The 26,970-nt window shown below is 43.2% G+C and carries 30 protein-coding genes and 1 other annotated feature; of the genes, 2 read left to right on the top strand and 28 right to left on the bottom strand.

Annotation, left to right across the window (positions count from 1 at the left end; translation table 11 throughout):
- Positions 1-49: 49 nt before the first annotated feature.
- From FC26_RS11475 to FC26_RS11345, 27 genes are all read right to left on the bottom strand, one after another.
- Complete coding sequence (locus tag FC26_RS11475; protein WP_057780852.1) at positions 50-883, bottom strand: MetQ/NlpA family ABC transporter substrate-binding protein; 834 nt, start codon at positions 881-883, stop codon at positions 50-52.
- Between the two features lie 27 nt (positions 884-910).
- Complete coding sequence (locus FC26_RS11470) at positions 911-1,540, bottom strand: methionine ABC transporter permease (RefSeq protein ID WP_157061211.1); 630 nt, start codon at positions 1,538-1,540, stop codon at positions 911-913.
- Between the two features lie 46 nt (positions 1,541-1,586).
- Positions 1,587-2,630: a methionine ABC transporter ATP-binding protein gene (locus FC26_RS11465; protein ID WP_057780846.1), complete on the bottom strand. Its 1,044-nt coding sequence runs from the start codon at positions 2,628-2,630 to the stop codon at positions 1,587-1,589.
- Positions 2,631-2,688: 58 nt separating this feature from the next.
- Positions 2,689-2,942: a binding site (T-box leader), on the bottom strand.
- Between the two features lie 82 nt (positions 2,943-3,024).
- The gene (locus tag FC26_RS11460) at positions 3,025-3,327 is read right to left on the bottom strand and encodes a glycine cleavage system H family protein (protein ID WP_057780844.1); all 303 of its coding nucleotides are present in this window, start codon (positions 3,325-3,327) and stop codon (positions 3,025-3,027) included.
- Positions 3,328-3,343: 16 nt separating this feature from the next.
- A complete protein-coding gene (locus tag FC26_RS11455) occupies positions 3,344-4,543 on the bottom strand; it encodes an FtsW/RodA/SpoVE family cell cycle protein (protein ID WP_057780841.1) in 1,200 nt (399 codons plus the stop codon).
- A gap of 45 nt (positions 4,544-4,588) precedes the next feature.
- Entirely contained in the window at positions 4,589-4,804 is a 216-nt protein-coding gene (locus FC26_RS11450; protein ID WP_057780839.1) for a DUF2969 domain-containing protein, read from the bottom strand.
- Positions 4,805-4,813: 9 nt separating this feature from the next.
- The gene (yidD, locus tag FC26_RS11445) at positions 4,814-5,059 is read right to left on the bottom strand and encodes a membrane protein insertion efficiency factor YidD (RefSeq protein WP_057780837.1); all 246 of its coding nucleotides are present in this window, start codon (positions 5,057-5,059) and stop codon (positions 4,814-4,816) included.
- A gap of 2 nt (positions 5,060-5,061) precedes the next feature.
- Positions 5,062-6,057 (bottom strand): rod shape-determining protein, encoded by a 996-nt coding sequence (gene mreB / locus FC26_RS11440; RefSeq protein ID WP_057780835.1) that lies wholly within the window; start codon positions 6,055-6,057, stop codon positions 5,062-5,064.
- A 51-nt stretch (positions 6,058-6,108) separates the two neighbouring features.
- Entirely contained in the window at positions 6,109-7,419 is a 1,311-nt protein-coding gene (gene murA, locus FC26_RS11435) for a UDP-N-acetylglucosamine 1-carboxyvinyltransferase (RefSeq protein WP_057780832.1), read from the bottom strand.
- Between the two features lie 25 nt (positions 7,420-7,444).
- Entirely contained in the window at positions 7,445-7,675 is a 231-nt protein-coding gene (locus FC26_RS11430; protein WP_057780828.1) for a DUF1146 family protein, read from the bottom strand.
- A 147-nt stretch (positions 7,676-7,822) separates the two neighbouring features.
- Positions 7,823-8,239, bottom strand: a complete 417-nt coding sequence (locus FC26_RS11425) for a F0F1 ATP synthase subunit epsilon (protein ID WP_057780825.1) — start codon at positions 8,237-8,239, stop codon at positions 7,823-7,825.
- 11 nt (positions 8,240-8,250) lie between these two features.
- A complete protein-coding gene (gene atpD, locus FC26_RS11420) occupies positions 8,251-9,657 on the bottom strand; it encodes a F0F1 ATP synthase subunit beta (protein ID WP_057780822.1) in 1,407 nt (468 codons plus the stop codon).
- A 37-nt stretch (positions 9,658-9,694) separates the two neighbouring features.
- On the bottom strand, positions 9,695-10,615 hold the full coding sequence (locus FC26_RS11415; RefSeq protein ID WP_057780818.1) for a F0F1 ATP synthase subunit gamma: 921 nt from the start codon (positions 10,613-10,615) through the stop codon (positions 9,695-9,697).
- 31 nt (positions 10,616-10,646) lie between these two features.
- A complete protein-coding gene (gene atpA, locus FC26_RS11410) occupies positions 10,647-12,188 on the bottom strand; it encodes a F0F1 ATP synthase subunit alpha (protein ID WP_057780815.1) in 1,542 nt (513 codons plus the stop codon).
- 29 nt (positions 12,189-12,217) lie between these two features.
- On the bottom strand, positions 12,218-12,760 hold the full coding sequence (gene atpH / locus FC26_RS11405; protein ID WP_057780812.1) for an ATP synthase F1 subunit delta: 543 nt from the start codon (positions 12,758-12,760) through the stop codon (positions 12,218-12,220).
- Entirely contained in the window at positions 12,750-13,268 is a 519-nt protein-coding gene (gene atpF / locus FC26_RS11400) for a F0F1 ATP synthase subunit B (protein ID WP_057780810.1), read from the bottom strand. Before atpF ends, atpH begins: the two co-directional genes overlap by 11 nt.
- Positions 13,269-13,310: 42 nt before the next feature.
- Positions 13,311-13,523, bottom strand: coding sequence for a F0F1 ATP synthase subunit C (gene atpE, locus FC26_RS11395; RefSeq protein ID WP_010622844.1), 213 nt, complete (start codon positions 13,521-13,523; stop codon positions 13,311-13,313).
- 23 nt (positions 13,524-13,546) lie between these two features.
- Positions 13,547-14,260 carry a F0F1 ATP synthase subunit A gene (gene atpB / locus FC26_RS11390; protein ID WP_057780807.1) on the bottom strand — a complete coding sequence of 238 codons (714 nt, stop codon included), beginning with the start codon at positions 14,258-14,260 and terminating at the stop codon, positions 13,547-13,549.
- 207 nt (positions 14,261-14,467) lie between these two features.
- A complete protein-coding gene (locus FC26_RS11385) occupies positions 14,468-15,733 on the bottom strand; it encodes a solute carrier family 23 protein (RefSeq protein ID WP_057780805.1) in 1,266 nt (421 codons plus the stop codon).
- 149 nt (positions 15,734-15,882) lie between these two features.
- Positions 15,883-16,659 (bottom strand): YibE/F family protein, encoded by a 777-nt coding sequence (locus FC26_RS11380; protein ID WP_057780802.1) that lies wholly within the window; start codon positions 16,657-16,659, stop codon positions 15,883-15,885.
- Positions 16,660-17,769 (bottom strand): YibE/F family protein, encoded by a 1,110-nt coding sequence (locus FC26_RS11375; protein ID WP_057781030.1) that lies wholly within the window; start codon positions 17,767-17,769, stop codon positions 16,660-16,662.
- A gap of 148 nt (positions 17,770-17,917) precedes the next feature.
- Entirely contained in the window at positions 17,918-18,547 is a 630-nt protein-coding gene (upp, locus tag FC26_RS11370) for a uracil phosphoribosyltransferase (protein ID WP_057780799.1), read from the bottom strand.
- Positions 18,548-18,623: 76 nt separating this feature from the next.
- A complete protein-coding gene (glyA, locus tag FC26_RS11365) occupies positions 18,624-19,856 on the bottom strand; it encodes a serine hydroxymethyltransferase (RefSeq protein ID WP_057780796.1) in 1,233 nt (410 codons plus the stop codon).
- Positions 19,857-19,920: 64 nt separating this feature from the next.
- Positions 19,921-20,943: an L-threonylcarbamoyladenylate synthase gene (locus FC26_RS11360; RefSeq protein WP_057780794.1), complete on the bottom strand. Its 1,023-nt coding sequence runs from the start codon at positions 20,941-20,943 to the stop codon at positions 19,921-19,923.
- A gap of 5 nt (positions 20,944-20,948) precedes the next feature.
- Complete coding sequence (prmC, locus tag FC26_RS11355; protein WP_057780790.1) at positions 20,949-21,815, bottom strand: peptide chain release factor N(5)-glutamine methyltransferase; 867 nt, start codon at positions 21,813-21,815, stop codon at positions 20,949-20,951.
- A complete protein-coding gene (prfA, locus tag FC26_RS11350; RefSeq protein WP_191978894.1) occupies positions 21,808-22,890 on the bottom strand; it encodes a peptide chain release factor 1 in 1,083 nt (360 codons plus the stop codon). The genes prmC and prfA overlap by 8 nt, the downstream gene beginning before the upstream one ends.
- A gap of 18 nt (positions 22,891-22,908) precedes the next feature.
- A complete protein-coding gene (locus FC26_RS11345; protein ID WP_057780784.1) occupies positions 22,909-23,481 on the bottom strand; it encodes a thymidine kinase in 573 nt (190 codons plus the stop codon).
- Positions 23,482-23,778: 297 nt separating this feature from the next.
- Here FC26_RS11345 and FC26_RS11340 point away from each other — a divergent pair, with 297 nt between their 5' ends.
- Together FC26_RS11340 and FC26_RS11335 are read left to right on the top strand one after the other, a co-directional pair.
- Positions 23,779-25,122 carry a Mur ligase family protein gene (locus FC26_RS11340; protein WP_057780781.1) on the top strand — a complete coding sequence of 448 codons (1,344 nt, stop codon included), beginning with the start codon at positions 23,779-23,781 and terminating at the stop codon, positions 25,120-25,122.
- Positions 25,122-25,829 carry a type 1 glutamine amidotransferase gene (locus FC26_RS11335; protein ID WP_057780778.1) on the top strand — a complete coding sequence of 236 codons (708 nt, stop codon included), beginning with the start codon at positions 25,122-25,124 and terminating at the stop codon, positions 25,827-25,829. Before FC26_RS11340 ends, FC26_RS11335 begins: the two co-directional genes overlap by 1 nt.
- Before the next feature lie 124 nt (positions 25,830-25,953).
- Here FC26_RS11335 and FC26_RS11330 read toward each other — a convergent pair whose 3' ends face one another.
- Positions 25,954-26,967, bottom strand: coding sequence for a serine hydrolase domain-containing protein (locus FC26_RS11330; RefSeq protein WP_057780776.1), 1,014 nt, complete (start codon positions 26,965-26,967; stop codon positions 25,954-25,956).
- Positions 26,968-26,970: the final 3 nt, after the last annotated feature.

Genomic DNA, 26,970 nt, shown 5'->3' with positions numbered 1-26,970 from the left:
CAAAAGGAGCCGTCCCACTATCGTGGAATCGACTCCTTTTTTAGTGATGCTAGTTTTTTCCGTTTGGATAAACAGGAACAACAGCACCCTTATAATGCTTAGAAATCCATTGTTGAGTGCTCTTAGATTGCAGTGCCTTCATCAACTTTTTAATTGCTGGTTTATTCTTGTCACCCTTACGTACAGCAACAATGTTGGCATATGGTGATGAGTTCTTTTCAAGGGCAATCGCGTCCTTGGTTGGATTTAACTTCGCCTGTTCAGCATAGTTAGCGTTAATAACAACTGCATCGCCTTCACCCTTTTGATAGAATTGTGGCATCAATTTGGGCTCGAGATCCGTCTTAAACTTGATATTACGCTTGTTGTCTTGGATATCACTAAACTTGGCAGTCGTAATATCCGTTCCCTTCTTCAAAGTGATTAATCCGGCATCCTTGAAAAGGGTTAGCACACGGCCATAGTCAGAAACGTTGTTACTTACCAATACAGTTGCACCATTTGGTAAGTCCTTCAAACTCTTGTATTTCTTAGAGTAAATACCGATTGGTTCCAAATGAACTTTTCCGGCACTAACCAGTGTGCCGTTATTTTCTTTATTCCAGTTGTTAAGGAATGGTGTGTGTTGGAAATAGTTGGCATCCAAGTTCTTATTCGCCAAATCTTTATTTGGTAACACGTAGTCTTGGAATACCTTAATTTTCAGGTTGATTCCTTCTTTTTTCAGTTGTGGCTGAACATGCTTCAAAATCTGTGCGTGTGGAATGTTTGATGCTCCCACTGTCAAAGTTGTTTCCTTTGTTGATGATGACTTCCCACAGCCAACCAACAACAGTGCCACAGCTGCAACACTTGCTAAACCTGCAATCCATTTTTTCTTCATTATAATTCCCTCCATAACATAATTTGACTAACGCTTATCAATTCGCTTGACAGCAAAGTCTCCCAAATATTGAAATACAAACACAATCAGCACAATAATCACAGTTGCCATTAGTGTAACTGCGTTATTGGATGCTTGGAAACCATCCAAGTAAGCTAAATTACCCAAGCCACCAGCACCAATCGCACCGGCCATTGCCGTATACCCAATTAATGAAATTGCAGTGACGGTAATGCCCGAAACTAACGCTGGCATGCTTTCCGGTAGCAGAACCTTCAAAATAATCTGCCACTTGGTTGCTCCCATCGCTTCAGCTGCTTCGATGACCCCGTGATCAATTTCATGAAATGCAATTTCAACCAAGCGAGCGTAAAACGGCGCTGCCGAAATGATCAACGACGGTAATGCAGCTTGTGGTCCAATAATCGTCCCCATAATCAACTGCGTCGTTGGTAGTAATAAGACAATCAGGATAATAAATGGAATCGATCGAAAAATATTTACAAATGCTGCTACAATCCAATTCAAGATTTTAATCAAAATTGAACTACTACCATTGGTTTCAAACAAAACCAATCCTAACAAAATGCCAAGAATCGTGACGACAATAATTGAAACGACCGTCATCCAAACGGTTTCCCACGTTGCTTGTCCCATGTTCGCCCAGTTCACATTACTAAACTGAAAGTAGGACGCAAATCCGTTACTGTTCACGCTTAATCACCTCTGTTTCAACACGCATGGTATTAAAGTACTCTAGCGCTCCTTGGAGACTATCATGATGCTCGCTCAACAACTGGATATAAAGTGAACCCAAGGCACCTTCTTGCGTTTGATGAATATTACCCTCGATAATACTAAGGTCGACATCCGGAAATTGTCTTAACATTTCCGAAACGATTGGCAATTTAGCTTGGTCACCATGGAAAGTCAGTCGAACAATCAATCCATTTGGATACTTCTCCAACAATTCGCTGACGACCACCGTTGTGTCATCCAAACTTGCACTCGAGGTTTCTTGATTAACAAACCGTTTCGTAATCGCCTGTTGTGGATTCTTGAAGACATCCAATACTGGGCCTTGTTCCACGATCTTACCAGCATCCAGAACGGCAACATGATCACAAATTTTACGAATCACATGCATTTCGTGTGTAATCACAACCACCGTTAAATTCAGCTTCTTGTTAATATCAATCAGCAGATCTAACACTTCATCCGTCGTTTGTGGATCCAATGCACTCGTCGCTTCATCAGAAAGTAAAATTTCTGGGTCATTAGCTAACGCCCGAGCAATCCCGACCCGTTGTTTTTGTCCACCAGATAATTCAGAAGGATATGCATTTTCACGGCCTTCTAGTCCAACTAGCGCAACGAGTTTTTGTGCTTTTTGCCGCCGTTCTTCTTTAGCAACTTTTGCAATTTCCAACGGAAACTCGATATTTTCAAGTACCGTCCGTGACCATAGTAGGTTGAAGTGTTGGAAAACCATTCCAATTTTAAGACGCTGTTCCCGCAGCTCTTTGCCCTTTAAACTACTGATTTCACTACCGTTAATTGTCACGGAACCGGTGGTCGGAAATTCCAACCCGTTTAACATTCGAATAATGGTACTTTTACCGGCACCAGAGTACCCCACAATTCCATAAATTTTACCATCTGGAATTGTTAGATTCACATCTTTAACAGCGTGAACGGTGCCTTCTTTGGCAGTGAATGTTTTGGAAACATTCTTAAATTCAATCACCGCTGAATCCCTCCTTTAAATCAAAAAAGCTTTCCATCCTGAATCGGCCTAAAAACCGATTCGGGACGAAAAGCTTTGCTTTGCGTGGTACCACCCAACTTTTTAGTAATCTTGTAATTACTAACTCAACGAGTCTACTGACTCCCGCGCGATAATGGGCACGACCATTGCAAATTCATAACTCCCTTGAGTTACTTATTTACAAGTTAACAACCTCAAGACCATATTCGGTACCGTAACCTATTTCCTTTCACCAACCGGAAACTCTCTACCAGATTACTAGAACCTACTCATCCTGATTAACTTATACAACTTAAATGATGCTGAACATGATTATACTAATTCCAAAAATGAATGTCAAGTTCAGGGTCATCATTCAAAATCACATTTCAGCCTAGCTTTGAACCGTTAAAATCCAACGACTGCTCTCCACGTCACCATTTAAATCATCAGTCGAGTCAACCAAATTAGGATTTACAGCCACCACTTCGCCGGTCACCGGACTAGGAATATCCGTAACCGCCTTTTCGGCTTCGACAGAAATAAACTCACCATCTTGCGTTAACTGCGTACCCACATCCGGTAAATCAATAAAATTAACCTGTCCGAGCTCACTCACACCATTGTTATTAAGCCCGATCTTTACTTGCCCATCTGCAACGGGGGTTACCCAAAAATAACGACCTTCTTGTGCCATAATGACTGCCTCCTAATCACCTAAACTGTTCTTTATTGCTAAACATATACGAACGTTGATGGAACCTCATCGACATGATCATGCCAATTCCCAACATGTTCCCGATTAATGATGACCCACCGGCACTGATAAATGGCAATGGAATCCCAGTTAACGGTAACAACCCAATGTTCATGCCAATATTTTCAAAGACGTGGAACAAGATCATCATGATTACGCCGGTCGAAATATAAGCATAAAATTCGTTTTTCGTATCAAAAGTAACACGAACCATTTGGTAGATCAAAAGCAAATACAACAGTACCAGTAACGCACCACCAACGAACCCAAAGTTTTCACCAATGACGGAGAAAATCATATCAGATTCTCGCACAGGTACGTAGACATTGGAATTATTGAATCCAGTACCAACAATTCCACCAGATCCAACCGCCTTGATACTTTGCCAAAGTTGATACCCATTATTCGACGTATCCTGCGACGGATGCAACCACGTATCAACCCGCGCAAACTGATAGGCTTGGAATCCTAAATGCTCCAAGATTGAACGGCCCCAACTTGTCGTAACAAAGGCAAGTGCAGTCCCCCCAATCACAGCAACTGCGGTCACACCCGGTACAATTATCCGCCAACTAATTCCGGAAACCAGCAACATTCCCGCAAAGATCGCAGCAAACACTAACGTCGTCCCAAAGTCATTTTGAAAATGCAGAGAAATGACGATTGGTAATAACCAGCCAATCATTTTCCCAATCAACGCAAAATCGGATTCTAATGTATGATTAGGATATTGCGTATTGTGATTTGTTATGACCCGCCCCATCATCAGAATATACGCGGGTTTCATCACTTCAGACGGCTGAAAGGTAATCGGACCAACCGCAAACCAACTTTTAGCACCGGTACTAACATAATAGGATCGACTGTAAAATACTAAGATTGCGAACATCAAAAATATTCCCAACCAATATGCAATCGGTGCAACCTTCCATAACTGTTCGGAATCAAATTGCATCACGATAATGATGGCAACCGTTCCAATCACGTACCACATTAACTGAGAAATAACGGCCTTCATCACACTGGTACTTGATTTATCATGGTTAGCGGCAACATAGATTGAAGCTAGGCCAATTAACGCTAATAACAGTACACAAAAAATGATACCGTAATCAATTCTCGAATTTTCTTCTTTTACGTGTGCACTTCGCTGCATTACAAACTCCTTTTAACTCTACCGATTAAATTTTGTCATTCATGACTAGTTGTGTAAGTTATACTGACGCAACACTAATTCGATACCATCATCGACGGACTGCGCTCTAAATGGCTCTTCGTTAATTACTGCTTGAAACTTGCCTTGATCGTCAATCACCTGACCAACCACATTTTTACCAACTAAGACTTCGGTTATGTTTTTTGCACCATCTTGAACATCACGAATTGAGACTTCAATTGTTTTATTTTTTTTAGACACGACTTCACCTTAAAATTTATTTTGTTGATTTCGTAGTAACGTGAAATGATCCGGTACCGGATCATAGCCCCCCTTAACAAAAGGATGGCACCTTAAAACGCGGGCAATGCCCATCAAAATTCCTCGATATCCAAATCGTTCAATTGCCTGCAGCGTGTATGTTGAACAGCTTGGGACATAACGACAAACGGGTGGCCGTTTGGCGGACACCCCTCGCTGATACCAGACAATTAAGATTTTGATCAATTTAAGCACGTTTATTTTCTCTTTTTACCTGTTTTTTGCATCCGTTCAAGTAATTCACCGGCGCCTTTAGCAACATTATCCAGTGGATCTTGAGAAACAACAACGGGAACCTTCAAATGTTCACTAAACAACTGGTCGATGCCGGCTAATAATGCCGTTCCTCCAGTTAACATTACACCACGATCGATAATGTCAGATGCTAACTCGGGCGGTACTGTTTCTAAGACGTTCATGGCAGCATTAATGATCTGTTGTAGCGTCTCATGAAGCGCACTTTCCACTTCATTGGCATCAATTTCAATTGAGCGGGGCATTCCACTAACTGCATCGCGACCACGAACTTCCATTTTCTTAGGGTCATCAACACGGAGTGCAGTTCCAATTTCCATCTTGATATTTTCGGCCGAGTGTTCACCAATAATTAGACCATGTTGTCCCTTGATGTAACCCACAATATCGCTGTTCATCTTATCGCCAGCAATTCGTAATGATTGGCTGGAAACAATATCACCTAATGATAAAATGGCGATATCACTTGTACCACCACCCATATCAATGACCATGTTTCCACTAGGCTTGAAAATATCTAAGCCAGCACCAATTGCAGCCACCTTAGGCTCGTATTCAAGATATACTTTGCCGCCACCAGATTGTTCGGCCGCTTGCATAATCGCTTTACGCTCAATTTCAGTAATGTTTGTCGGTGCGCAAATCATAATACTTGGCTTAGACATGAATCCTTTAACGTTTAGTTTGTTAATAAAGTACGTGAGCATTTCTTGCGTCACATCGAAATCGGAAATCACACCATCCTTAAGTGGACGGATAGCACGAATATTGCTAGGAGTCCGTCCAACCATCCGGTAAGCCTCTGATCCAACGGCCAAGACCTTGTCCGTTTTTGTGTCTACAGCCACCACAGATGGTTCGTTCAAAACGACCCCTTTTCCTTGAACGTAGATTAAAACGTTCGCAGTTCCTAAATCAATTCCAATATCCCTTGCCATTATGTTTCTCCCTTCAAATTTTTCGTTCGTATTATATCATATAATGATCAACTAGTTTGTGTTTCTAGCTGGATTATTCATCGTGAACGTTGTCGTATCGTCAACATCACCACGGTAAATGTCGGCCCCGAGGCGACTAAGCTTCCCGGTAAAATCATAGTAGCCACGATCGAGGTATTTTAAATTCGTTACTTGGGTATAGCCATGTGCAACCAGACCAGCTAAAACCAAGGCGGCTGCGGCCCTTAAATCCGTTGCGGCAACTTGAGCGCCGTTAAAATCGGTTGGCCCTTGAAGCATAGCGGCTGAGCCTTCGATTCTGAAGTTGGCATTCATTCGCCGCAGTTCGTTGAGATGCATAAACCGATTTTCAAACACGGTTTCTTCCAACACTGAAGTCCCATGCGCACACAACTGTAAAATCGAAATCTGTGGCTGCATATCCGTTGGAAATCCGGGATGCGGCATTGTTTTAACATTTGCCGGCAAGATGACCGACGTTCCAATCACACGCACGCCATCATCCTGACCAATTACTGTAACGCCCATTTCACGCAGTTTCGAAATTAGCGGTTTATTATGCTCAGGAATGGCATCCGCAATAACCACATCACCATTCGTCACGGCTGCTGCAACCATAAACGTCCCGGCTTCAATTCGATCCTGAACCACGCTGTGTTCACAGCCATGAAGGAAGGTAACCCCTTGAATCCGAATCGTTTCTGTTCCAGCACCGTGAACGCGAGCCCCCATTTTGTTCAAGACATTCGCTAAATCAACAATTTCTGGTTCACGGGCCGCATTCTCAATCGTTGTAATTCCATTAGCCAGTGTTGCCGCCATCATGATGTTTTGGGTAGCCCCGACACTTGGAAAATCGAGATAAATATTATTCGCTTTTAATTGATCAGCAAAGGCCTCGATGTAGCCATCGTGCTGTTCAATTGTTGCGCCAAGGGCTTCGAGTCCCTTGAGGTGTAAATCAATCGGCCGTGAGCCAATTGCACAGCCACCCGGTAACGCCACCTTGGCATGACCACAACGCGCCAACAATGGCCCCATCACAACCATAGATGCTCGCATCTTCGAAACATATTCAAATGGTGCTTCCGACGAAATCTTCTCAGAAGCATCTAAAATCAAGTCATTGGTGGCCTGATTAAACTTCACGTTAATATTGAGAAACTTGAGTACACTGTTCATTGTAAAAACGTCCGATAGTATCGGTACATTATGTAATTGGACAATCCCAGTCGAAGCTAAGATACTGGCCGCTTGAATCGGTAAAACAGCATTCTTAGCGCCCTCAATTTTGACGCGTCCTTCAAGTCGTTTGCCGCCCTTAACAATAATTTTATCCATGAATATTTCCTCCGCGGTTCCAAAGTTACTTGAGTAAATAGCCTAAGTTTTGTAATGAACTGAAAAAGCTCATGAAGAAGCTCGCACAGCCATAGCCAATTGCGATCGACAAAAGAACTTTCATCAGTGGTAATGCCTTTGGTACCTGACGAAATAGTCTCTCAAAGTGAAGTTCTTGGAGACCTTTGAATGTCACCCAAATAAACCCCAGTTGAACAACAATCGTTATAATTGCATCGATTCCAATCTGTTTCATGTCAAAAACTCCTTTGCAGTCATCATCCATAATACCATATTCATACTGCGAATGTCGCCGCCCTTTAACAAACTTTAATAGTCCTTACAACACAAAAAAGACCAGATTATTTTTCAATAATCTAGTCTTTTAAAGTCATCACAGCGACTATTTTTCAGTTAAACTCAATCGGTTCAAGGCACGTCTTAAAGCAACCTCTGCCCGAGCTAATTCATCCTTATCGGATACTTCCTTAGCATGGGCAATATGTTCCTCGGCACGTTCCTTGGCACTTTGAGCACGTTGGACATCAATATCTTCAGGCAATTCCGCACTATCGGCAACAATTGTGGCAAGATTATTTGAAAATTCAACGAATCCCCCGTTGACGGCAACTTGATCTTCGCCATCTTCGAATTTGACTTTAACAGCATCGATCTTAAGACCGGCAACCACGGGAACGTGATTAGCCATAACCCCGATGTCACCACCGGTAGTCTTCAAAACGATCATCGTTGCGTTTTTTTTGTCGTACACACTTCCATCAGGAGTAACAATGGTGACGTCTAATGTATGATCAGCCATTTTTATGCCCCCTAGTTAGTCTGTTGCATTTGTTCAGCTTTTTTCTGTGCGTCTTCAACAGTTCCGACCAGACGGAATGCTTCTTCGGGAAGATCATCATACTTACCTTCAAGAATTTCCTTGAAGTCTTGAATGGTTGTCTTCAAAGGTACATAGGCACCTGGTAAACCAGTGAATTGTTCGGCAACACTAAAGCTTTGCGACAGGAAGTTTTGAATGCGACGAGCACGACCAACGATCGTTTGTTCTTCGTCAGACAATTCATCCATACCAAGAATTGAGATAATATCTTGTAATTCACGGTACCGTTGCAAAACGTGTTGTACGCCAGTAGCAACTTCATAATGTTCTTGACCAACAATTTCTGGCGTCAAGGCTGTTGACGTTGAGGCAAGTGGATCAACGGCTGGATAGATCCCGATTTGAGTCAGGGCACGATCCAAGTTAGTCGTTGCGTCCAAATGCGCGAAAGTGGTAGCAGGAGCAGGGTCGGTATAATCATCGGCAGGAACATAAACGGCTTGAATTGAGGTAATTGACCCCTTCTTCGTTGACGTAATCCGTTCTTGCAACTGACCCATTTCAGTAGCCAACGTTGGTTGGTAACCAACGGCGGATGGAATCCGACCTAACAGAGCTGAAACTTCTGAACCAGCTTGAGTAAAGCGGAAAATGTTGTCAATAAACAGCAACACATCTTGACCCTTAACATCACGGAAGTATTCAGCAATGGTTAGCCCAGTTAAGGCCACCCGCATACGTGCGCCAGGCGGCTCGTTCATTTGACCATAGACCATGGCCGTTTTTTCGAGAACCCCCGATGCCTTCATTTCAAAATACATATCATTTCCTTCACGAGTACGTTCACCGACACCCGTAAAGACAGAGATACCATTGTGTCCCTGTGCGATGTTATGAATCAGTTCTTGGATCAGAACAGTCTTACCAACACCGGCACCACCGAACAGACCAACTTTACCACCACGAACGTATGGAGCTAGTAGATCAATAACTTTGATCCCAGTTTCCAAAACTTCCGTACTGTTGTTAAGTTCGTCATAGGCTGGTGCGTCACGGTGGATTGGCTTACGTTCAGCATCTGCGCCGAATTCAGCTCCACCGTCAATTGGTTCACCTAAGACATTGAACACCCGACCTAGAGTATCGTCACCCACGGGAACCGTGATTGATGATTCAGTGTTTTCAACATCCATACCACGTTGAAGACCATCAGTACCATCCATGGCAATGGTCCGAACGACACCGTCACCCAATTCAAGGGCAACTTCGACAGTCAGACTATTGCTATCAGATAACTTAATCTTCAAAGCAGTGTTGATATCAGGTAATTTACTGTCTAAGGGGAACTCAACGTCGACGACTGGTCCGATAACTTGTACAACTTTACCAGAACTCATTTAGTTGTTTCCTCCTCTTCCTGTAGATTTAGTAGATTTATTCAAGGGCAGCTTGACCACCAGTGATTTCAGTAATCTCAGTGGTGATGGCAGCTTGCCGGGCACGGTTATATTGCAACTCAAGAGCTGCAATTAAATCGTCAGCATTATCTGAGGCCGACCGCATCGCATTTGTACTTGAAGCGTGTTCAGATGTTTTGGCATCTAGAATCGCGCCATAAACCAAGCTTTCAGCGTATTGTGGCAAGACGACGGATAAAATATCTGTTTCTGAAGGTTCAAATTCATATTCTGGACCCACTTGCTTATCTTCTGCTGATTCCTCATCAGAAACATCTTCAAGCGATTCTTCAGAAATAGGTAACATCTTATAAGTCTGAACGCGTGATGAAATCCGGTTCAGAAAATGGCTGTACGAAAGATAAAGTTCATCAAAAACCTCATTTCCATACATCTCTGTTACCGTTTTGACGATTTCACGAACTTCCACAAACTTCGGCACATCGCTGACACCACTATACTGGTACGCAATATTCATACCACGTTTAGTAAAGAAGTCCGTTCCTGTGTTCCCGACCGTCAAAAATACCGTGTTATCCTTGTTTAGGTTGTGCTCACGCATGAAATCAAGCGTTTGCTTAATGATGTTACTATTGTAACTACCAACCAACCCACGATCAGAAGTGATCACAAGAATCCCAGTCTTTTTAACTGGTCGCTGGACAGCAAGTTGAGAAATCGACGAATTTTCACCAGCAGAAACGAGACTGAAAATGTGAGCTTGTGCTAGATGTGCAACAACGCTTTCAACCTTCGATGCATATACACGATACGTCTGCGTGTGCTTTTGAATCTGGTTCAACTTAGAAGATGAAACCATCTGCATGGCACTCGTAATTTGACGTGTACTCTTAGTAGACGCAATCTTATGTTTAACAGCTGCTAATGATGCTGGCACTTAATCTCACCGTCCTTTCCTACCGGTCAAACTATTTATTTGAATCTTTAGAAGCAGCCTTCTTGTCGGCACTACCTTGGAATCCAGCAGCAAATTCCTTCACTGCGTTATCTAAGCTATCACCTTCAGGAAGCTTTTTTGTCTTCTTAATTTCGTCAAAGACATCTTGGTGGTTGGCAGCGATGAAATCAAGTAATTCACTTTCGAATCGTTGAATATCATCCACTTCGATACTATCAAGGTATCCATGAGTCAAAGCGAACAGAATGGCAACCTGTTGTTCTGCGGCCTCTGGTTGGTGAAGTCCTTGTTTCAAAACTTCAACCGTTCGACGACCACGGTTCAACTTAGCTTGCGTTGCTTCGTCCAAGTCAGAACCGAATTGAGCAAATGATTCCAATTCACGGAATGAAGCGAGATCCAAACGAAGGGTCCCAGCAACTTTCTTCATGGCTTTGATTTGGGCATCCCCACCAACACGAGAAACTGAAGTACCGGCATCAATGGCTGGACGAGTTCCGGCGTAGAATAAGTCAGAATCCAAGAAGATTTGACCATCAGTGATGGAGATAACGTTCGTTGGGATATAAGCAGAAACGTCCCCAGCTTGTGTTTGAATAATTGGTAGGGCAGTCATTGAACCACCACCCAATTCATCAGACAATTTAGCCGCACGTTCCAACAAACGTGAGTGGGTATAGAAGATATCACCAGGATAAGCTTCACGACCAGGAGGACGACGAAGAATCAATGACAGTTCACGGTAAGCATCCGCTTGTTTAGTCAAATCATCGTAAACAATCAAAACATGCTTGCCATTGAACATAAATTCTTCACCCATTGCAGCACCGGCATAAGGCGCGATGTAAAGCAATGGAGCTGGATCAGAAGGACCCGCATCAACGACGATGGTGTAGTCTAAGGCACCATAACGACGTAATGTTTCAACTTGATTTCTCACAGTTGATTCCTTTTGTCCAATTGCAACGTAAATACAGATCATATCCTGATCTTTTTGGTTAATAATCGTATCCATGGCAATTGAAGTCTTACCAGTTTTACGGTCACCAATAATTAATTCACGTTGTCCACGACCAATTGGAACCAAGGCATCAATCACCTTAATACCAGTTTGAAGTGGTTCGAAGACACTTTTACGTTGCATAACGCCCGGTGCCTTCCGTTCGATAGGACGTGTCTTATCAGTATTGATTTCACCTAAACCATCCAATGGACGACCTAGTGGATCAACAACACGTCCTAACAGTGCATCGCCTACGGGAACTTCCATGATCCGACCAGTACGTTTGACGCTATCGCCTTCACGAATACTAGTAAAATCACCAAGAATAACGATACCAACATCGTTACTTTCGAGGTTTTGGACCATTCCGTAGACACCATTATTAAATTCGAGCAACTCACCAGCCATAGCATTGTCTAGACCGTGCGCACGAGCGACACCATCACCAACATACGTAACTGTCCCAGTTTCTTCAACTGACAGTTGATCTTGGTAGTTTGCTAATTGTTGCTTGATGAGTGAACTGATTTCCTCAGCCTTAATGCTCATAAATGTCTCACCTCTTTATAAGATATTCATTATTTAACAAGTAAACGACGTATCTGTTCAATCTTTGAGCTAAGACTACCATCCCACGTTTCATTATTAGCGTGAATGATTACCCCGCCTAAAATCGAGGGATCAACTTGTTCAGATAACATAATTTCATTGGCATCAATTTTTTTAGCCAATGTTTGTGACAGTTGATCTTTTTGTGTCGCATCAAGCTTAACCGCTGTGACAACGTCGGCATGAACTCGTTTTTTCTTTGAATCATATCGCCGTTCAAACTCATCAATAATTGCGACCATATCATCCATCCGGCCGTAATCAAAAACCATCATAATTAAGTTCTTAACTACTGGTGTTGCACCATCAGTCAAGATCTTAAGGATTGATTGCTTTTCTTGAAGTGATAATTCAACACTTGTTAACAAGTAAGCTAAATTATCGTTGGTTTGAAAAACATCACGTAATTGTTTCAGTTCTTCAAACGTTGAGTCAAGCTGATCTTGTTCAACGACTAATTCAAACAATGCCTTAGCATAGCGGTTTGCAATTGTCATTTTATCAAGACTCATCTTTTCCCAACCCTTCAATATAAGAATCAATCAAGGCTTTTTGATCATTGGCATTTAATTCTTTGTGAATGATCTTGGAAGCAATCTCAATAGACAAGTTTGCAACATCGTTTTGAGCACTATTCAAAGCGTCTTGACGCGCCTGCTTAGCATCTTGCTGAGCATTTTCCTTAAGTGCTTGCGCATCATTTTGCGCCGATGCAATAATTTGAGTACGTTGCTTCTCACCGCTTTGCTTAGCGTTGCTAATGATCGTTGCAGCTTCCTGACGTGAGTTTTGCAATTCGACCTGACGCTTTGACGCTAAATCACTTGCTTCGTTGCGTGATTGCTCAGCACTATCAATATCATTAGCGATTTTTTCTGCACGGTCATGCATCATCTTGACAACAGGTTTCCAGGCAAATTTCTTCACTAATAACATCAAGATGATGAATGAAATTATGTAGAAGACCATGTCACCTACGTACAAACTGTTTGATTCAGCTAGAACACTTTGTGCAAACATCTATCGGCACCTCCCTATAAATGAATTTATTAAAAGCTTTGATTACTTGTTCATTACAAGGAAAGCAATAACAATTGAAATAATAGGCATAGCTTCAACAAGACCAACACCTAAGAACATGGTCCCACGAAGTGAGCCACCTAATTCAGGTTGACGAGCCGTACCTTCAATTGTACTTCCAATAACAACACCGTTACCAATCCCAGCACCGATAGCGGCACCAGCAGCGGCGATTCCTGCAGCAATTGCTCCCATTATAAAATCCTCCTTAATGTGTGTTATTCCTCCGTCGAGACCTTCGAAGAAATATAAACCGTCGTTAATGTTACAAAGACATAAGCTTGGACCCCACCAATGAAGAACGAGAACCCTTGCCAAACAACTTCAAGCGGCAGGCTCACGATCATTGTCGGTATACCATGTGAAAAGGCCATCTGAGCAAGCAGCTTCAATAGCAATTCACCGGCATAGATATTCCCAAACAGCCGCAAACCTAACGTTAGGAAGTTACTGAACTCTTCAAATAAGTTGATCGGTAACATCGCGGTATATGGTGTGCAGTATGATTTAAGATATCCGACAAAACCATGTCGGGCAACCCCAGCAAAATGTGTCAATGTCATAATAACCAACGCAAGCGTCATTGTGATGATTGGGTCAGCTGTTGGACTTCTGAGTAATTCGTGACCGCCCCAGCCGAATTGGAAAATTAAACCAAATTCGTTGGCAATCAGAATAAATACGAATAACACAAACGCCATAAAGTTGTAATGTGGGGCTTCGTTAGCGGGCATTTGACCACGAACGATTCCGTTCGTGAAGTCAATCATCCACTCCATTAGATTTTGGGCACCTTTGGGCTTCATTTGAAGCTTTCGAGACAACCCATATAATAGACAAAAAACAAGTACAAAGATTACTAATCCTGAAATCAAGTTCGTCCAGTTAAACATGAGGCCCAAAAACTTAAATGTATAAGCGTCACCACCCATGTATATTCCACCTCTTTTCTTTATAACAATTAATTTGGTTGCGTTGTACACCGAAATGTCTAAAAATACGTAACAGTATCCACGACACTCCAAAATACATAGCAAAATGATACCACCAATTCAAACAAATATCAAAAAAATTTCAAAAATAAAAGTATTGTTAGTAACGCTAACAAACCGCGTTATAGCAATACTTCTCGTATTATTTTACTGTTCACTATGGGCATTTTTCGGTAAAATTAAATTTAAAAGGATGCCTAATACCGCGGCAACAGCGAGTCCTGAAAATTGATACTGACCAATTTGTAAATATGCATTCCCAATTCCGATCACTAAAATTGTAGATGCAATCATTAAATTCCGTTTTTGATCAAAATCAACTTTCTTTTCAATCATCACTCTCAGCCCACTGGAAGCAATCACCCCAAACAGAAGAAACGAAATCCCCCCAATAACTGGACTAGGAATTGATTCGATCAAGGCGCTCAACTTTCCAACAAAACTGAATAAAATCGCAAAGAAGGCTGCCCCGCCCAGGACATAGACACTATGAACCCGGGTGATCGCAAGAACCCCAATGTTTTCGCCGTAGCTAGTCACTGGCGGGCCACCGACAAAGCCAGCAATAATTGAAGCTGAACCATCCCCCGCCAGGGTATGACGTAGTCCAGGATCCTTGAAGAAATTACGTCCGGTTAACTGATTGAGCACCATAATATGGCCTAAGTGCTCTGTCATCGTGACAAACGCAATGGGGGCCATACTTAAAATCGCGCCCCAGTACAGATGTGGATGATAACTCACAAATGGAATTTGAAAGGCCGGTAAACTAAACCAAGCAGCCTGTTCGACCGGCTTAAAATCAACGATCCCAACTGCCACGGCTACCAAGTACCCCACGACAATTCCCAGTAGGATTGGAATCAATCCTAAAAAGCCACGTAAATACATGTTGAAAAAGATCGTAACCAGCAATGTAATCAAGGCCACAGCAAAATATTTAATTTCGTAAGTTCCTGCCGCGTTAAGCGTGGCATCCTTTGCTGCCGTTCCAGCAAGCGAAAGACCAATCACCATGACAATCGGCCCAACGATGACAGGCGGTAAAACACGGTCGATCCAATCTGAGCCAAACAAACTCACAATTAGGGCCACAATTAAGTAAACCACCCCAACAGCAATCGTTCCCTGTGCGATTGCCGGATAACCAATCGTCTTCATCATGGCCATCATGGGTACGATAAATGAAAAGCTCGAACCCATATAAGCGGGAATTTTGGCCTGGGTAATTAAAATATAGAGTAACGTCCCCACCCCAGAACTAAATAATGCAATTCCAGGATTCAATCCGACTAAGATTGGAACCAACACCGTTGAGCCAAACATTGAAAACATATGTTGAATTGATAACCCAACCCATTGCGCAAACTTTGGTCGTTCACCAATGTCCAATACGACATGTCTTTGTGCCATTTACATATTCCTCCAAAAATGAAGCCTTAAACTAGGGGTCCAGTTCAAGGCTTCATAAAAAGAGTTCGGATAATGCTTATCCGCTATTTAACTCCCTTGAGGCCTCACTGGACCAACTTAAAAGGACTTCCAATTCAATTGATAGTAGTTTAATCGTTTTTCGATGAACTGTCAACGACCACTTTATCTTTACGTCGCGCCATTACCAAGGATGTAATCGGGACTGTGATAATCACACCAACAAACGAAACCAACACCATAATTAATTCTGATACAAAAATTTTGTTATTAATAATCGAACTAAAGGAATATCCTAACCCAACGAACCAGATAAACAAGGCTAAGAAACCACCAAAGAAACCAAAAAACAGCGTATTAAACGTCGTACCAATAATATTTTCACCGATTGATAGACCGCTATGGAAGAGCTGCTTTCCAGTAGATTGCGGGTGATTTTGCAAGACCTCTGCCAGACCAGCCGAAATGGCCATCGCTGCTTCGGCAATGGCCCCCAGCGTACTGAGAACCGTCGTCGTCACCGTCACCTTTAAAAAGTTAATGCCAATTAAAATCGACATACCTTCCAAATCCTCGGTGTCTTCCTCACCAAATCCTTGGACCATTGCCCAGTGTTCTACTGGAATAATCAGGAGAATTAATACAGCTAATACGATTAAAGACGCGTAAAATGCCGTCTGCGTAGTCAATAAATCATCCTCACCCATAAAAATCGTAATCGCTAGGATCACCACGCCGGTAAAAATGGTGACGGCAAGGGGCGGCAGATGGAACGCAATTAAAATTACAGCAAAGAAGAGAAACCCAAAATTTAAAATGATACTTAAAAACGATTTCCACCCCTGCTTTCCACCAACTAATACCATTAAAACCAACAACACTAATCCTAATCCGGTAATTGTACTCATCTATGCACGCCTCTTTCCCAATAATAGTCCCGCAAAGGCACTCGCAACGGGGATTGCCAGCACGATACCAATCCCACTGATCAAGCTTTGAACCGTTCCTAACCCCATATTCATCGCAAACGTATAGCCCCACGAATTACCATTCTTAATGTATAGAAGGCTTGAGGTGAACGTGTCTGCCATAAAAATCATAAATAAGACGTTAATTAGTGGTCCCATGATTGACTGTCCCACGCGTCGACCGGATAAAAACAAGCTTTTAGCACTAATGTCGGGATTGAGGGTCTTGAGTTCGAAAAGTGTGGAGACGATGTCCGTGGACTCGTCCATCACGGCCCCGAGAGAACCAAGTAGGGTTTCAGCTAAAAATAAGGGTCTTGCAACCTGAGTAACATACTGCATGGATTCATAGTACATTCCACGCTCATGGGTCCACGAAAAGACTAGTAGGCTGATCACCATTGATAATACGGTACCAATCGTTGTTGCGCCCAGCGTTGCCATCATCTGTTTGGTTGGTCCTTGCACAATTAGCAATGTAACCACCGCAAATACAAAGGCCAGACTCCCAAAGATCCACATCACATGATTCCCCTGAAAGTTTAAATCAAGTTGAATCGAAATAAAGAAAATGACTGCATTTAATAGGACACTTAAGAACGCCAGAGCCCCCTTAAACTTCATAATTAAGAGCAGCAAACAGACAACGAGCCAAACAAGAAAGACCAGTACCCGGTCTCGTTTATATCCTTGAATGGTTGCTGATAAAGCCCCGTGTCCACCGCGTTGAATACTTAAAAAGACCTGATCCCCAACCCGATACCGCTGATCCATCGCATGGGAATCGGTAAATTCATTCGTTACCTTGATGTGTTGTTCCTTGTACTTTCCGTTAACGACACGTACGGTAACAACCTGAGATGTCGTGTGGTCAACGTTATCAAACGTATCTTTTTGTTTCTGTGGTTTGCCATTCTTAACCGCTACGACTTGCCCAATCGGTTCACGATAAAACGCCTGATTGTGGTTCACAAAGTACATCGCAATTAATCCCGTTACGGCTACCAGTAAAAACATGGTCAATGTTCGCCAATTAATGATCTTTTTCATTCTCATGTTTCCCTCTCCAAATTATTTCCATCCATCATTTTAATCCAATCAGCGCTCATCGACGCTGATGATTTAAATTCTTTAACAGATTATAACTTGAAATAAAAAAAGAAGATCACTTTTTTGTGATCCCCTCATTAATTCAGTTCTATTTGGTACCAAATAGCCGGTCACCAGCATCACCGAGCCCTGGAACAATGTAGCCATCTTCATTCAGCTTTTCGTCCAAAGCAGCGGTGTAGATATCAATATCAGGGTGAGCTTCTTGCAAAGCTTTAACCCCTTCCGGTGCCGCAACAAGGCACACAAACTTGATATTAGTAGCGCCACGTTTCTTAAGCGCATCGATTGCCATGATCGCTGACCCACCAGTTGCAAGCATCGGATCAACGACAAATAATTGACGTTGATCAATATCTGAAGGCAACTTCACGAAATATTCGTGGGGCTTGAGCGTTTCTTCATCGCGATACATTCCGATATGCCCCACCTTAGCAGCAGGAATCAGTTCAAGAATGCCATCTACCATGCCCAAACCGGCACGTAAAATGGGAATAATCGCTACTTTTTTACCAGCCAACTGTTTCTTGACAGTCGTTTGAATTGGTGTTTCAACCTCAACATCTTCAAGCGGCATATCACGCGAAACTTCATATCCCATCAGAGTTGAAATTTCATTAACAGTTTCCCGGAAAAACTTAGTACCGACGTTCTTATCACGAATTAACGTTAACTTATGTTGGATCAGTGGATGATCAAGTACTTCAAACTTGCCCATGGCAAATAAACACTCCTTTAAGTTTCTTAACTATTGTACCAAATATCACGAACTAATACCCATTTCTAATTAAAAATTAATCAACTTTATGAGCGTTGGTCAATTCATGCACTTTGTTGGCAACAGCCTGCATAACGGCATCATCATCACTATGATGAATAACCTGTAAAATTAGCCGTGCGACTTCGGCTGCTTCGGCTTGCTTAAATCCCCGACTGGTAATGGCGGGCGTCCCAATTCTTAATCCGCTCGTTACAAAGGGACTAAGTGGTTCATTTGGAATTGATTCCTTGTTAGCCGTGATCATTACGCTATCCAGCAAGTTTTGTAGTTGCTTGCCATTTAAGTCTGTCTTAGAAATATCAATCGTCATTAAATGATTATCCGTCCCACCAGACACGACATGAACCTGTTCGTCAGCGTTAAACACCGCCGCCATTGCCTGTGCGTTAGTTACAACCTGATTGATATAGGTCGTAAAGTCAGGTTGCAACGCTTCATAAAAGGCTTGGGCCTTCCCAGCAATTACGTGCTCTAATGGGCCGCCCTGTGAACCGGGAAAGACAGCTGAATTTAACTTCTTGGCAAATTTTTCCTGGCTCAGAATCATCCCCCCACGTGGACCGCGGAGTGTCTTGTGGGTCGTCGTTGTGACAACATCTGCAATTCCAATTGGGCTCGGATGTGCACCAGTGGCCACTAGCCCCGCAATATGGGCCATATCCACCATTAAGTAGGCGCCCACTGCGTCCGCAATTTCACGGAATTTTTGCCAGTCAATAATCCGGCTGTAAGCAGAGGCTCCGGCAACAATTAGTTGTGGGTGAACTTCTTGTGCCTGCTTTAAAATCGCATCGTAGTCTAGACGCTCCGTTTCCGGATCAAGACCATACCCATATGACCGATAAAATTTACCACTGAAGTTAACGGCGGCACCGTGAGTGAGGTGACCACCAGAGTCTAGTCCCATCCCAAGAATGGTATCGCCTGGTTTTAGTAATGCTTGGTAGACCGCAGCATTAGCTTGTGAGCCTGAATGGGGTTGCACATTTACGTATTCAGCCCCAAATAATGCTTTCGCATGGTCAATTGCTAATTGTTCCACTTCATCAATATACTGGCATCCCCCATAGTAACGCTTTTGGGGATAACCCTCCGCGTACTTGTTGGTGAGCACCGTTCCCTGAGCTTCACGGACCGCGTCAGAAACAATATTTTCAGATGCAATCAACTCGATGGTGTCTTCTTGCCGTTGGACCTCTTTTTGGATCGACTGCCATAAGACAGGATCTTTACCTTGATAATTCACGTGCCTCACTCCTTTACTTTAAAACTATTGTAAATGAATTCAGTTAATTAACAAACCTTTTCGACTACATTTTGTCATTAAAGTGGGCCCCACCGGCCGACTTATCTAACCGGTTCATGTAAGCTATTCCGAGTCCTTGTTGACTAAATCCCTGGGCAAAGATGACGGTTACTTCGGGGTGTTCATCAGCACCACGTAATCCCGCAAAAAGATGGGCACTTGCTTGTTGAACCCCTGTGCCCAGCGAATATTGCACCACATTATCCGGCCAGTTAATGGCTGTTAAAATAGCTTCTTCTGCTAAAATCGCCGCCGGTTGCGAATGATTTGTCAGCCACCTTGCCACTTGCTGCCAATCCGACGTGTGATCGACAATGTAAACTTGGGCACGTGGTGCGTAGTGCTTGTACTTCATTCCGGGAGCCTTGGGTGTCTCATCCTTGCCTACGTGGTGATGGTTGATATTTATCGTACCGATCACCGCTTCAATTTGCTCTTGCGTGACCGCGCCAGGTCGCAGAATCACCGGATTGTCCGTTGACATATCAAGGACCGTTGATTCAACCCCCACTGCGGTCGGACCATCATCTAAGATGCCAGCAATTTTTCCTTGTAAATCATGATAAACATGCTGTGCTGTCGTCGGACTCGGCTTACCAGAAGTATTCGCCGATGGTCCCACAATCGGACATCCTGCCTTTTTAATAAGGGACAATGTCGCTTGATTGTTAGGAAACCGAAAAGCAGCCGTTTGTAAACCGCCCGTTACCGTTTTAGATAGTACCCCCGGCTTTAGTTTAAAAATCATCGTCAGCGATCCCGGCCAAAAATGCGCCATTAATTGACGTGCGGCCGGAGAAATGGTTGCCGCATACTTTTCTACCGTTGCCACATCAGCAACATGCACAATTAGCGGATTATCACTGGGACGCCCCTTGGCAGCATATACCTGTGAAACCGCCGCTTCATTAGTGGCATCGGCGCCCAGTCCGTAAACCGTCTCCGTTGGAAATGCAACTAATTGACCAGCAGCTAACTGCGCGGCGGCCGCATCAATTTGTGCCACCGTATAAATTTTCGTATCCAATTCACTCACTCCATTTCTTTCTGATTTAATCGCACCCGAACCATTCTCATTAGGCCATTAATATCATGTTTAGTATCCACTGTTGCTGTGGGAAGAGATTGGTGAAACAGTGTTTGAATCGCTTTTTCTTGTTGAAACCCGGTTTCACCAAATAGCATCCCGTTATGCGCCAATCGATTCTCGAGGTGCAATGCAATTTGTTCATAGATTGCCAATCCTTCATGATCAGCAAATAGCGCCATTGCCGGTTCGTATTTGAGCACTGCCGTATCCATTAGATCACGTTCCGCATCTGCTATATATGGTGGGTTAGTCACAATCACATCAAATGTCGCATCAGGAGGTAACTGATCGAAAACATCACTTTGATACAACGTGACCTGAGCCCCCAATTGTGCTGCATTCTGCCGAGCCACCATTAATGCCGTTGGTGACAAATCGCTCATGGTAACCTGCCATTGAGGCCGTTCCAGTTTCAGGGTAATGCCGATCACGCCACTGCCCGTACCAAGATCTAAAATACGGACCGGCCGTTGAGCGGGAAGCGTTTCGAGCACCCATTCGATAAGCTCTTCTGTTTCACTTTCAGGAACCAGCACTTGATCATTCACGGTAAACGAGCGGCCATAAAACGGGGCCTTGCCAACGATGTATTGTGCTGGTTCATGCGCCAAAATACGGGGCACCGCCTCCTGCAAAAAAGCGAATTGCTCTGCTGGAATGCGGTGGCGCCGGTTCAGTAACCAATCAGTCGTGGACCAATCATTTAGCATCGTAATGATAAACTGTGGTGCATTCTGATCTACATTTTTTCCCTCAATACAAGAAGAAGCCCAACTAAGGGCTTCCTGGTAAGTCATTGTGTTATTCATTACGGAGTTGCTCCATTTTTTCAGCTTGATCCGCAATGACGAGTGCATCAATAATTTCATCTAACTCGCCATTCATAATTCGATCCAATTTATTCAGCGTTAAGCCAATTCGATGATCGGTTACCCGGTTTTGAGGATAATTATAGGTCCGAATTCGTTCCGAACGATCCCCCGTACCAACAGCAGATTTCCGTTGTTCATCGTAGGCACTTTGTTCTTTTTGCTGGTAGTAATCATAAACCCGCGCCTTTAGAATTTGCATTGCTTTGGCCCGGTTTTGTTGTTGTGACCGTTGATCTTGCATCGCCACCACAATTCCAGTTGGTAAATGCGTCATTCGTACAGCTGATGACGTCTTGTTGATATGTTGACCACCGGCCCCAGATGACCGATAAACATCAGTCCGAATATCCTTTGGATCCAAATCAATATCAACATCTTCAGCCTCGGGCATAACCCCAACAGTCGCGGTTGACGTATGAACCCGTCCCGCCGATTCGGTCACTGGCACCCGTTGAACCCGGTGTGCACCGTTCTCGTACTTCAGCTTCGAGTAGACACTGTTCCCAGTAATCATCAGGACAATTTCCTTGAATCCACCAACCTCGGTTTCGTTTTTATCAACCACCTCAGTTGTCCACCCCTGCTTTTCGGCATATCGGGTATACATTTCAAATAAGTCACCAGCAAATAGGCTCGCTTCATCCCCACCAGCGGCCCCATGAATTTCCATAATAATGTTCTTATCATCATTTGGGTCCTTAGGGAGTAATAACACCCGTAACGCCTGTTCAAGTTCTTCCTGTTGGGCTTTAGATTCTGCTAATTCTTCCTTCGTCAACTCTTCCATTTCTGGATCTAGTTTTTCGCGGAGGAGTTCCTCATCATCGCTCACCTGCTGCGTAATTTTTTTGTACTCGTTATACTTTTCAACGGTTTCCCGTAAGCTGCCTTCTTCTTTTGACAACTTCATAAATTTTTGCGTATCCGCAATAATATCTGGATCACTAATTAATTCGTTTAATTCGTCGTAACGGTCGGCAACCGACTGTAACTTATCAAAGATTTCGTCCATCATAATCTCCTTTATTGCTTAGTCTAACTTGGGATGAAAATAGTGCTTTCGGCATACCGGGTAGTAGGATTCATTGCCACCAATCATGACCTGTTGTCCTTCATAGACGGGCTTACCATCCAACACACGCAAATTCATAATCGCCTTTTTCGTGCAGAACCAACAAATGGTCTTCATCTCTTCTATTTTATCAGCGTAAATCAACAGGTATTTAGAACCCTCGAACAACTGATTGCGAAAATCGTTCTTTAATCCAAACGTCATGACTGGAATATTAAGGTCATCGACAATCTGGGTCAATTGGATAATGTGGGCCTTCGTTAAAAACTGCGCTTCATCAATCAGCACACAAGCAGCCTGCGTGTTAGTTGTCTTCACGTAATCGTACACGTTGGTATCTTGCATCACCGGTACTGCAGCACGTTGCATGCCAATTCGGCTGGCAATCTTGCCCACACCCGCACGATCGTCGACACCACTAGTCAAAATAATGACCGACTTACCCTGCTCTTCATAATTATGAGCCACTTTTAAGATCTCAATTGATTTTCCTGAATTCATTGCACCGTATTTAAAAAATAGCTGGGCCACTTGTGTTCACCTTTTTCTTTGCAGATTCTTTTATAGTATAACAAATTTAGTTCTCCGAACAAATATTGTTTTCTAATTGATTTCGCTTACTTCCCAATAATTATCTGTTTTGACAATGGTTATCACATAATTTAAACAATCTTTAGCTTATTTCTAAAATAAAATATGATAGATTATGTAGTGGTAACCTACCGAAGTCATGTAATATTTGTGATTTAGGTGAATTAACGCTAAAATAAGGCGTTAAAATAGTTTTTTTACATTAAATACGACTCAACCATTGGAGGAAAATGTCACATGTCAGTTAGAAGTACTTTGGCCACTGCCGCCGGCAAGTCAAGTTACTGGTTCTTGCATACTTTTTTACACGGTGGAAGCTCCCTACCTGGGAAAATCACTACCGCCATTGATCCTAATATTTTAAAAGCGTTCGGCAAAAAATATGATGTGGTCATCATCACCGGTACCAATGGCAAAACGTTGACCACTGCTCTGAGCGTTCGCGTCTTGAAACAAAAGTATGACAACGTTCTGACCAACCCCACTGGTTCTAACATGGAACAGGGCATCGTAACGACGTTCATCACGGCTCAAAAATCAAAACGGGGTAAGACCCTGGCCATCCTTGAAGTTGACGAAGCTAACGTTGTGAAGGTCACTAAATATATCACCCCCATCGCCTTTGTCTTTACCAACCTCTTTCGGGATCAAATGGATCGGTATGGTGAAATTTACACGACTTATGATAAAATCTTGGCCGGTGTGAAGCTCGCACCTGAAGCTACCATTATTGCCAATGGTGACGAACAAATTTTCAACTCGCGAGAACTACCAAACCCAATCATCTATTACGGCTTTAACCATCAACTAGCTGGTGATATCAAAGCGCCGGCTAACACAGATGGGTTGCTTTGCCCCAAGTGTAACCATATCTTGCACTTCGGGTTTATCACTTACGCTAACTTGGGTGATTACTTCTGTCCCCACTGTGGCTTTAGACGGCCCACCCTTAACTATCAAGTCAACAAACTGACCGAATTGACCCCCACTAGTTCGACGTTTGAAATTGACCATCACGAATATAAGGTCATGATTGGTGGTATGTACAACATTTATAACGCACTCGCTGCCTACGCCCTCGGTCGATTTTTAGACGTTTCTCAAGATCAAATTCAAACCGCCTTTGAAGCCGATAAGAAGGTTTTCGGACGGCAAGAGGTGATTAACGTCGACGGTAAACAGGTCACCTTGATCCTGGTTAAAAATCCCGTTGGCTTAAACCAAGTGCTAGATATGATTCTGACGGATAATGATCCCTTTTCGTTTGTAGGCCTCCTCAATGCCAACTACGCCGACGGAATTGATACCAGCTGGATTTGGGACGGTAACTTCGAAAAACTGAAGGAGCATGCAATTCCTGCATTTATGACGGGTGGCGAACGTTATAAGGACATCACCTTTAGACTCAAAGTTGCCGGTATTGACGATCCAATCACCGAACCCGATCTGGCTAAAGTGGTCGATAAGCTCAAAACACTGCCCACGAAAAAGGTTTATATTTTGGCAACCTACACAGCTGTGTTACAATTGCGCAAACAACTAGCCGAACAAGGCTACATCAAGGAAGGAATGGAAGCATAATGGCAACATATTCATTACACTTAGCCCATTTATATGGCGACCTTCTCAACACCTATGGTGACGTTGGTAACATTCTAGCACTCCGCTACTATGCCAATTTAATGGACGCCGATTTAACTACCAAAGTCATCAGTATTGAACAATCATTTGATCCTGATCAGTTTGATCTTGCCTTTTTCGGTGGAGGTCAAGACTACGAGCAAATGATCGTGTCGAAAGATATCCAAACAAAAAAAGATGGCATTGTTAAGTTTATTAATGATGACAAACCAATGCTTGCAATCTGTGGTGGATATCAACTTTTAGGCCACTACTACATTGGCGCAGATGGTGAAAAGATTCAGGGAATTGGTGCCCTCGATCACTATACCTTGAGTCAGGACCATCATCGTTTTATTGGGGATATCACCATAAAAAATGAACAAACTGGCGAAACATACCATGGCTTCGAAAACCATAATGGCAAAACCTACACTGGTAAAAGTGAACAACCCCTCGGCGTTGTCGTTGACGGCCATGGTAACAACGGTGAGGATCATCAAGAAGGTGCCATTTATAAGCAAACTTATTGCTCATACTTCCACGGCCCCATTCTGACCCGTAACGGTGAACTCGCTAAACGAATGCTGCTTAAAGCACTCCACAACAAGTATCCCGATGCTGATCTCAGCGCACAAGAAGCACTAGAAATTAAACCAACTTTTTAAAGTTGGAAAACGCTAGCGCAATTTAAACGAACTCGGCAACAGCCGCGCTTCGCGGCCCTGACCATTACAATTTATAGTCATGAAAAAGGCTGGACAAAACTCACGTTTTGTCCAGCCTTTTTGCCTATTTTTCTTGTAGATACGTTTGAACTAATTGATGACGACGCTCAATAAACTCGGGGTTATTAGCGCTCGGGTGTACCCGATTAGAAAGCATAATAAAGCCCTGTTTAGTTTGTCGATCTAGTATCATCCAGGTTCCTGTGTACCCAGTGTGATAAATAACCATGTGCGGCTGATTGTCACACGTCGGTAATACACGCCAACCAAACGAACGACCGTGATAACCAGGCATCGGTGTTTGATCGACAAACAGATGATCCATCGTTTCGTTCGTCAATATTCCGGCTAAATTATCAGTGACCATTGCCTGACCAAAACGGGTTAGATCGCTCAATGACGAAAACAGTCCCGCACACCCGCAGTGTTCTCCTAAAATATAACCTTTTGGATCATGAGTACTTCCGCGAATCAACCCCCGCTGTGGTTGAATCTCCGTCGGTACGCACTGTGCCGCGATCGGTTGAAAGGTACTCTGATCCATTCCTAAGGGCGTTAATACTGCCTCCTGAATTACCTGTTGAACGGGACGGTGATAAAAATGTTCAATAATCCACCCCAAGTAAATAAATCCGATATCGGCATACTTCACCCGTTGGTTAAAATCTTCACCAACATGTAACCCAAGAAGGGCCTGTGTTAATTGATCGGGGCGTAACTGATTCCGGTTCGGAATATATCCCGTAATTCCAGATGTGTGGGTCATTAAATGACGAATTGTAACCCGTTCATCACCAAATGTTGGTAAATAACGGCAAATTTCATCGTCAACGGACAATTTGCCGTCTTGCACCAATTGCATCATAACCGTGGTCGTACCTACAACTTTGGTCAAAGATGCAACATCGTACAAGGCCCCCTGCCATAGTGGCTGAGTCGTCGGCTGTAGTTGACTAGCGCCAAAAACTTCCTCAGTCTTTTCTTCACCGTCAAAAATAGTATATGAAACACCTGGAACAACCTGATCATCTACCAGTGCGTGCAACTGAGCAATTGTTTTTTGGTAACGCACAACCATGCC

Source organism: Paucilactobacillus vaccinostercus DSM 20634 (genome assembly GCF_001436295.1).
GTDB lineage: Bacteria > Bacillota > Bacilli > Lactobacillales > Lactobacillaceae > Paucilactobacillus > Paucilactobacillus vaccinostercus.
The sequence above is the reverse complement of the archived record's forward strand: the minus strand, read 5'-3'. Positions and strand labels throughout refer to the sequence as shown.

Excerpts from the sequence above, each read along its gene's own strand:
- FC26_RS11475 (WP_057780852.1), bottom strand. The coding sequence starts at position 883 with ATGAAGAAAAAATGGATTGCAGGTTTAGCAAGTGTTGCAGCTGTGGCA.
- FC26_RS11470 (WP_157061211.1), bottom strand. The coding sequence starts at position 1,540 with ATGGGACAAGCAACGTGGGAAACCGTTTGGATGACGGTCGTTTCAATT.
- FC26_RS11460 (WP_057780844.1), bottom strand. The coding sequence starts at position 3,327 with ATGGCACAAGAAGGTCGTTATTTTTGGGTAACCCCCGTTGCAGATGGG.
- FC26_RS11455 (WP_057780841.1), bottom strand. The coding sequence starts at position 4,543 with ATGCAGCGAAGTGCACACGTAAAAGAAGAAAATTCGAGAATTGATTAC.
- mreB (WP_057780835.1), bottom strand. The coding sequence starts at position 6,057 with ATGGCAAGGGATATTGGAATTGATTTAGGAACTGCGAACGTTTTAATC.
- murA (WP_057780832.1), bottom strand. The coding sequence starts at position 7,419 with ATGGATAAAATTATTGTTAAGGGCGGCAAACGACTTGAAGGACGCGTC.
- FC26_RS11430 (WP_057780828.1), bottom strand. The coding sequence starts at position 7,675 with ATGAAACAGATTGGAATCGATGCAATTATAACGATTGTTGTTCAACTG.
- FC26_RS11425 (WP_057780825.1), bottom strand. The coding sequence starts at position 8,239 with ATGGCTGATCATACATTAGACGTCACCATTGTTACTCCTGATGGAAGT.
- atpD (WP_057780822.1), bottom strand. The coding sequence starts at position 9,657 with ATGAGTTCTGGTAAAGTTGTACAAGTTATCGGACCAGTCGTCGACGTT.
- atpA (WP_057780815.1), bottom strand. The coding sequence starts at position 12,188 with ATGAGCATTAAGGCTGAGGAAATCAGTTCACTCATCAAGCAACAATTA.
- atpH (WP_057780812.1), bottom strand. The coding sequence starts at position 12,760 with ATGAGTCTTGATAAAATGACAATTGCAAACCGCTATGCTAAGGCATTG.
- atpF (WP_057780810.1), bottom strand. The coding sequence starts at position 13,268 with ATGTTTGCACAAAGTGTTCTAGCTGAATCAAACAGTTTGTACGTAGGT.
- atpE (WP_010622844.1), bottom strand. The coding sequence starts at position 13,523 with ATGGGAGCAATTGCTGCAGGAATCGCCGCTGCTGGTGCCGCTATCGGT.
- atpB (WP_057780807.1), bottom strand. The coding sequence starts at position 14,260 with ATGGGTGGTGACGCTTATACATTTAAGTTTTTGGGCCTCATGTTTAAC.
- FC26_RS11385 (WP_057780805.1), bottom strand. The coding sequence starts at position 15,733 with ATGGCACAAAGACATGTCGTATTGGACATTGGTGAACGACCAAAGTTT.
- FC26_RS11380 (WP_057780802.1), bottom strand. The coding sequence starts at position 16,659 with ATGAGTACAATTACCGGATTAGGATTAGTGTTGTTGGTTTTAATGGTA.
- FC26_RS11375 (WP_057781030.1), bottom strand. The coding sequence starts at position 17,769 with ATGAAAAAGATCATTAATTGGCGAACATTGACCATGTTTTTACTGGTA.
- upp (WP_057780799.1), bottom strand. The coding sequence starts at position 18,547 with ATGGGCAAGTTTGAAGTACTTGATCATCCACTGATCCAACATAAGTTA.
- prmC (WP_057780790.1), bottom strand. The coding sequence starts at position 21,815 with ATGAATAACACAATGACTTACCAGGAAGCCCTTAGTTGGGCTTCTTCT.
- prfA (WP_191978894.1), bottom strand. The coding sequence starts at position 22,890 with ATGGACGAAATCTTTGATAAGTTACAGTCGGTTGCCGACCGTTACGAC.
- FC26_RS11340 (WP_057780781.1), top strand. The coding sequence starts at position 23,779 with ATGTCAGTTAGAAGTACTTTGGCCACTGCCGCCGGCAAGTCAAGTTAC.
- FC26_RS11335 (WP_057780778.1), top strand. The coding sequence starts at position 25,122 with ATGGCAACATATTCATTACACTTAGCCCATTTATATGGCGACCTTCTC.
- FC26_RS11330 (WP_057780776.1), bottom strand. The coding sequence starts at position 26,967 with ATGGTTGTGCGTTACCAAAAAACAATTGCTCAGTTGCACGCACTGGTA.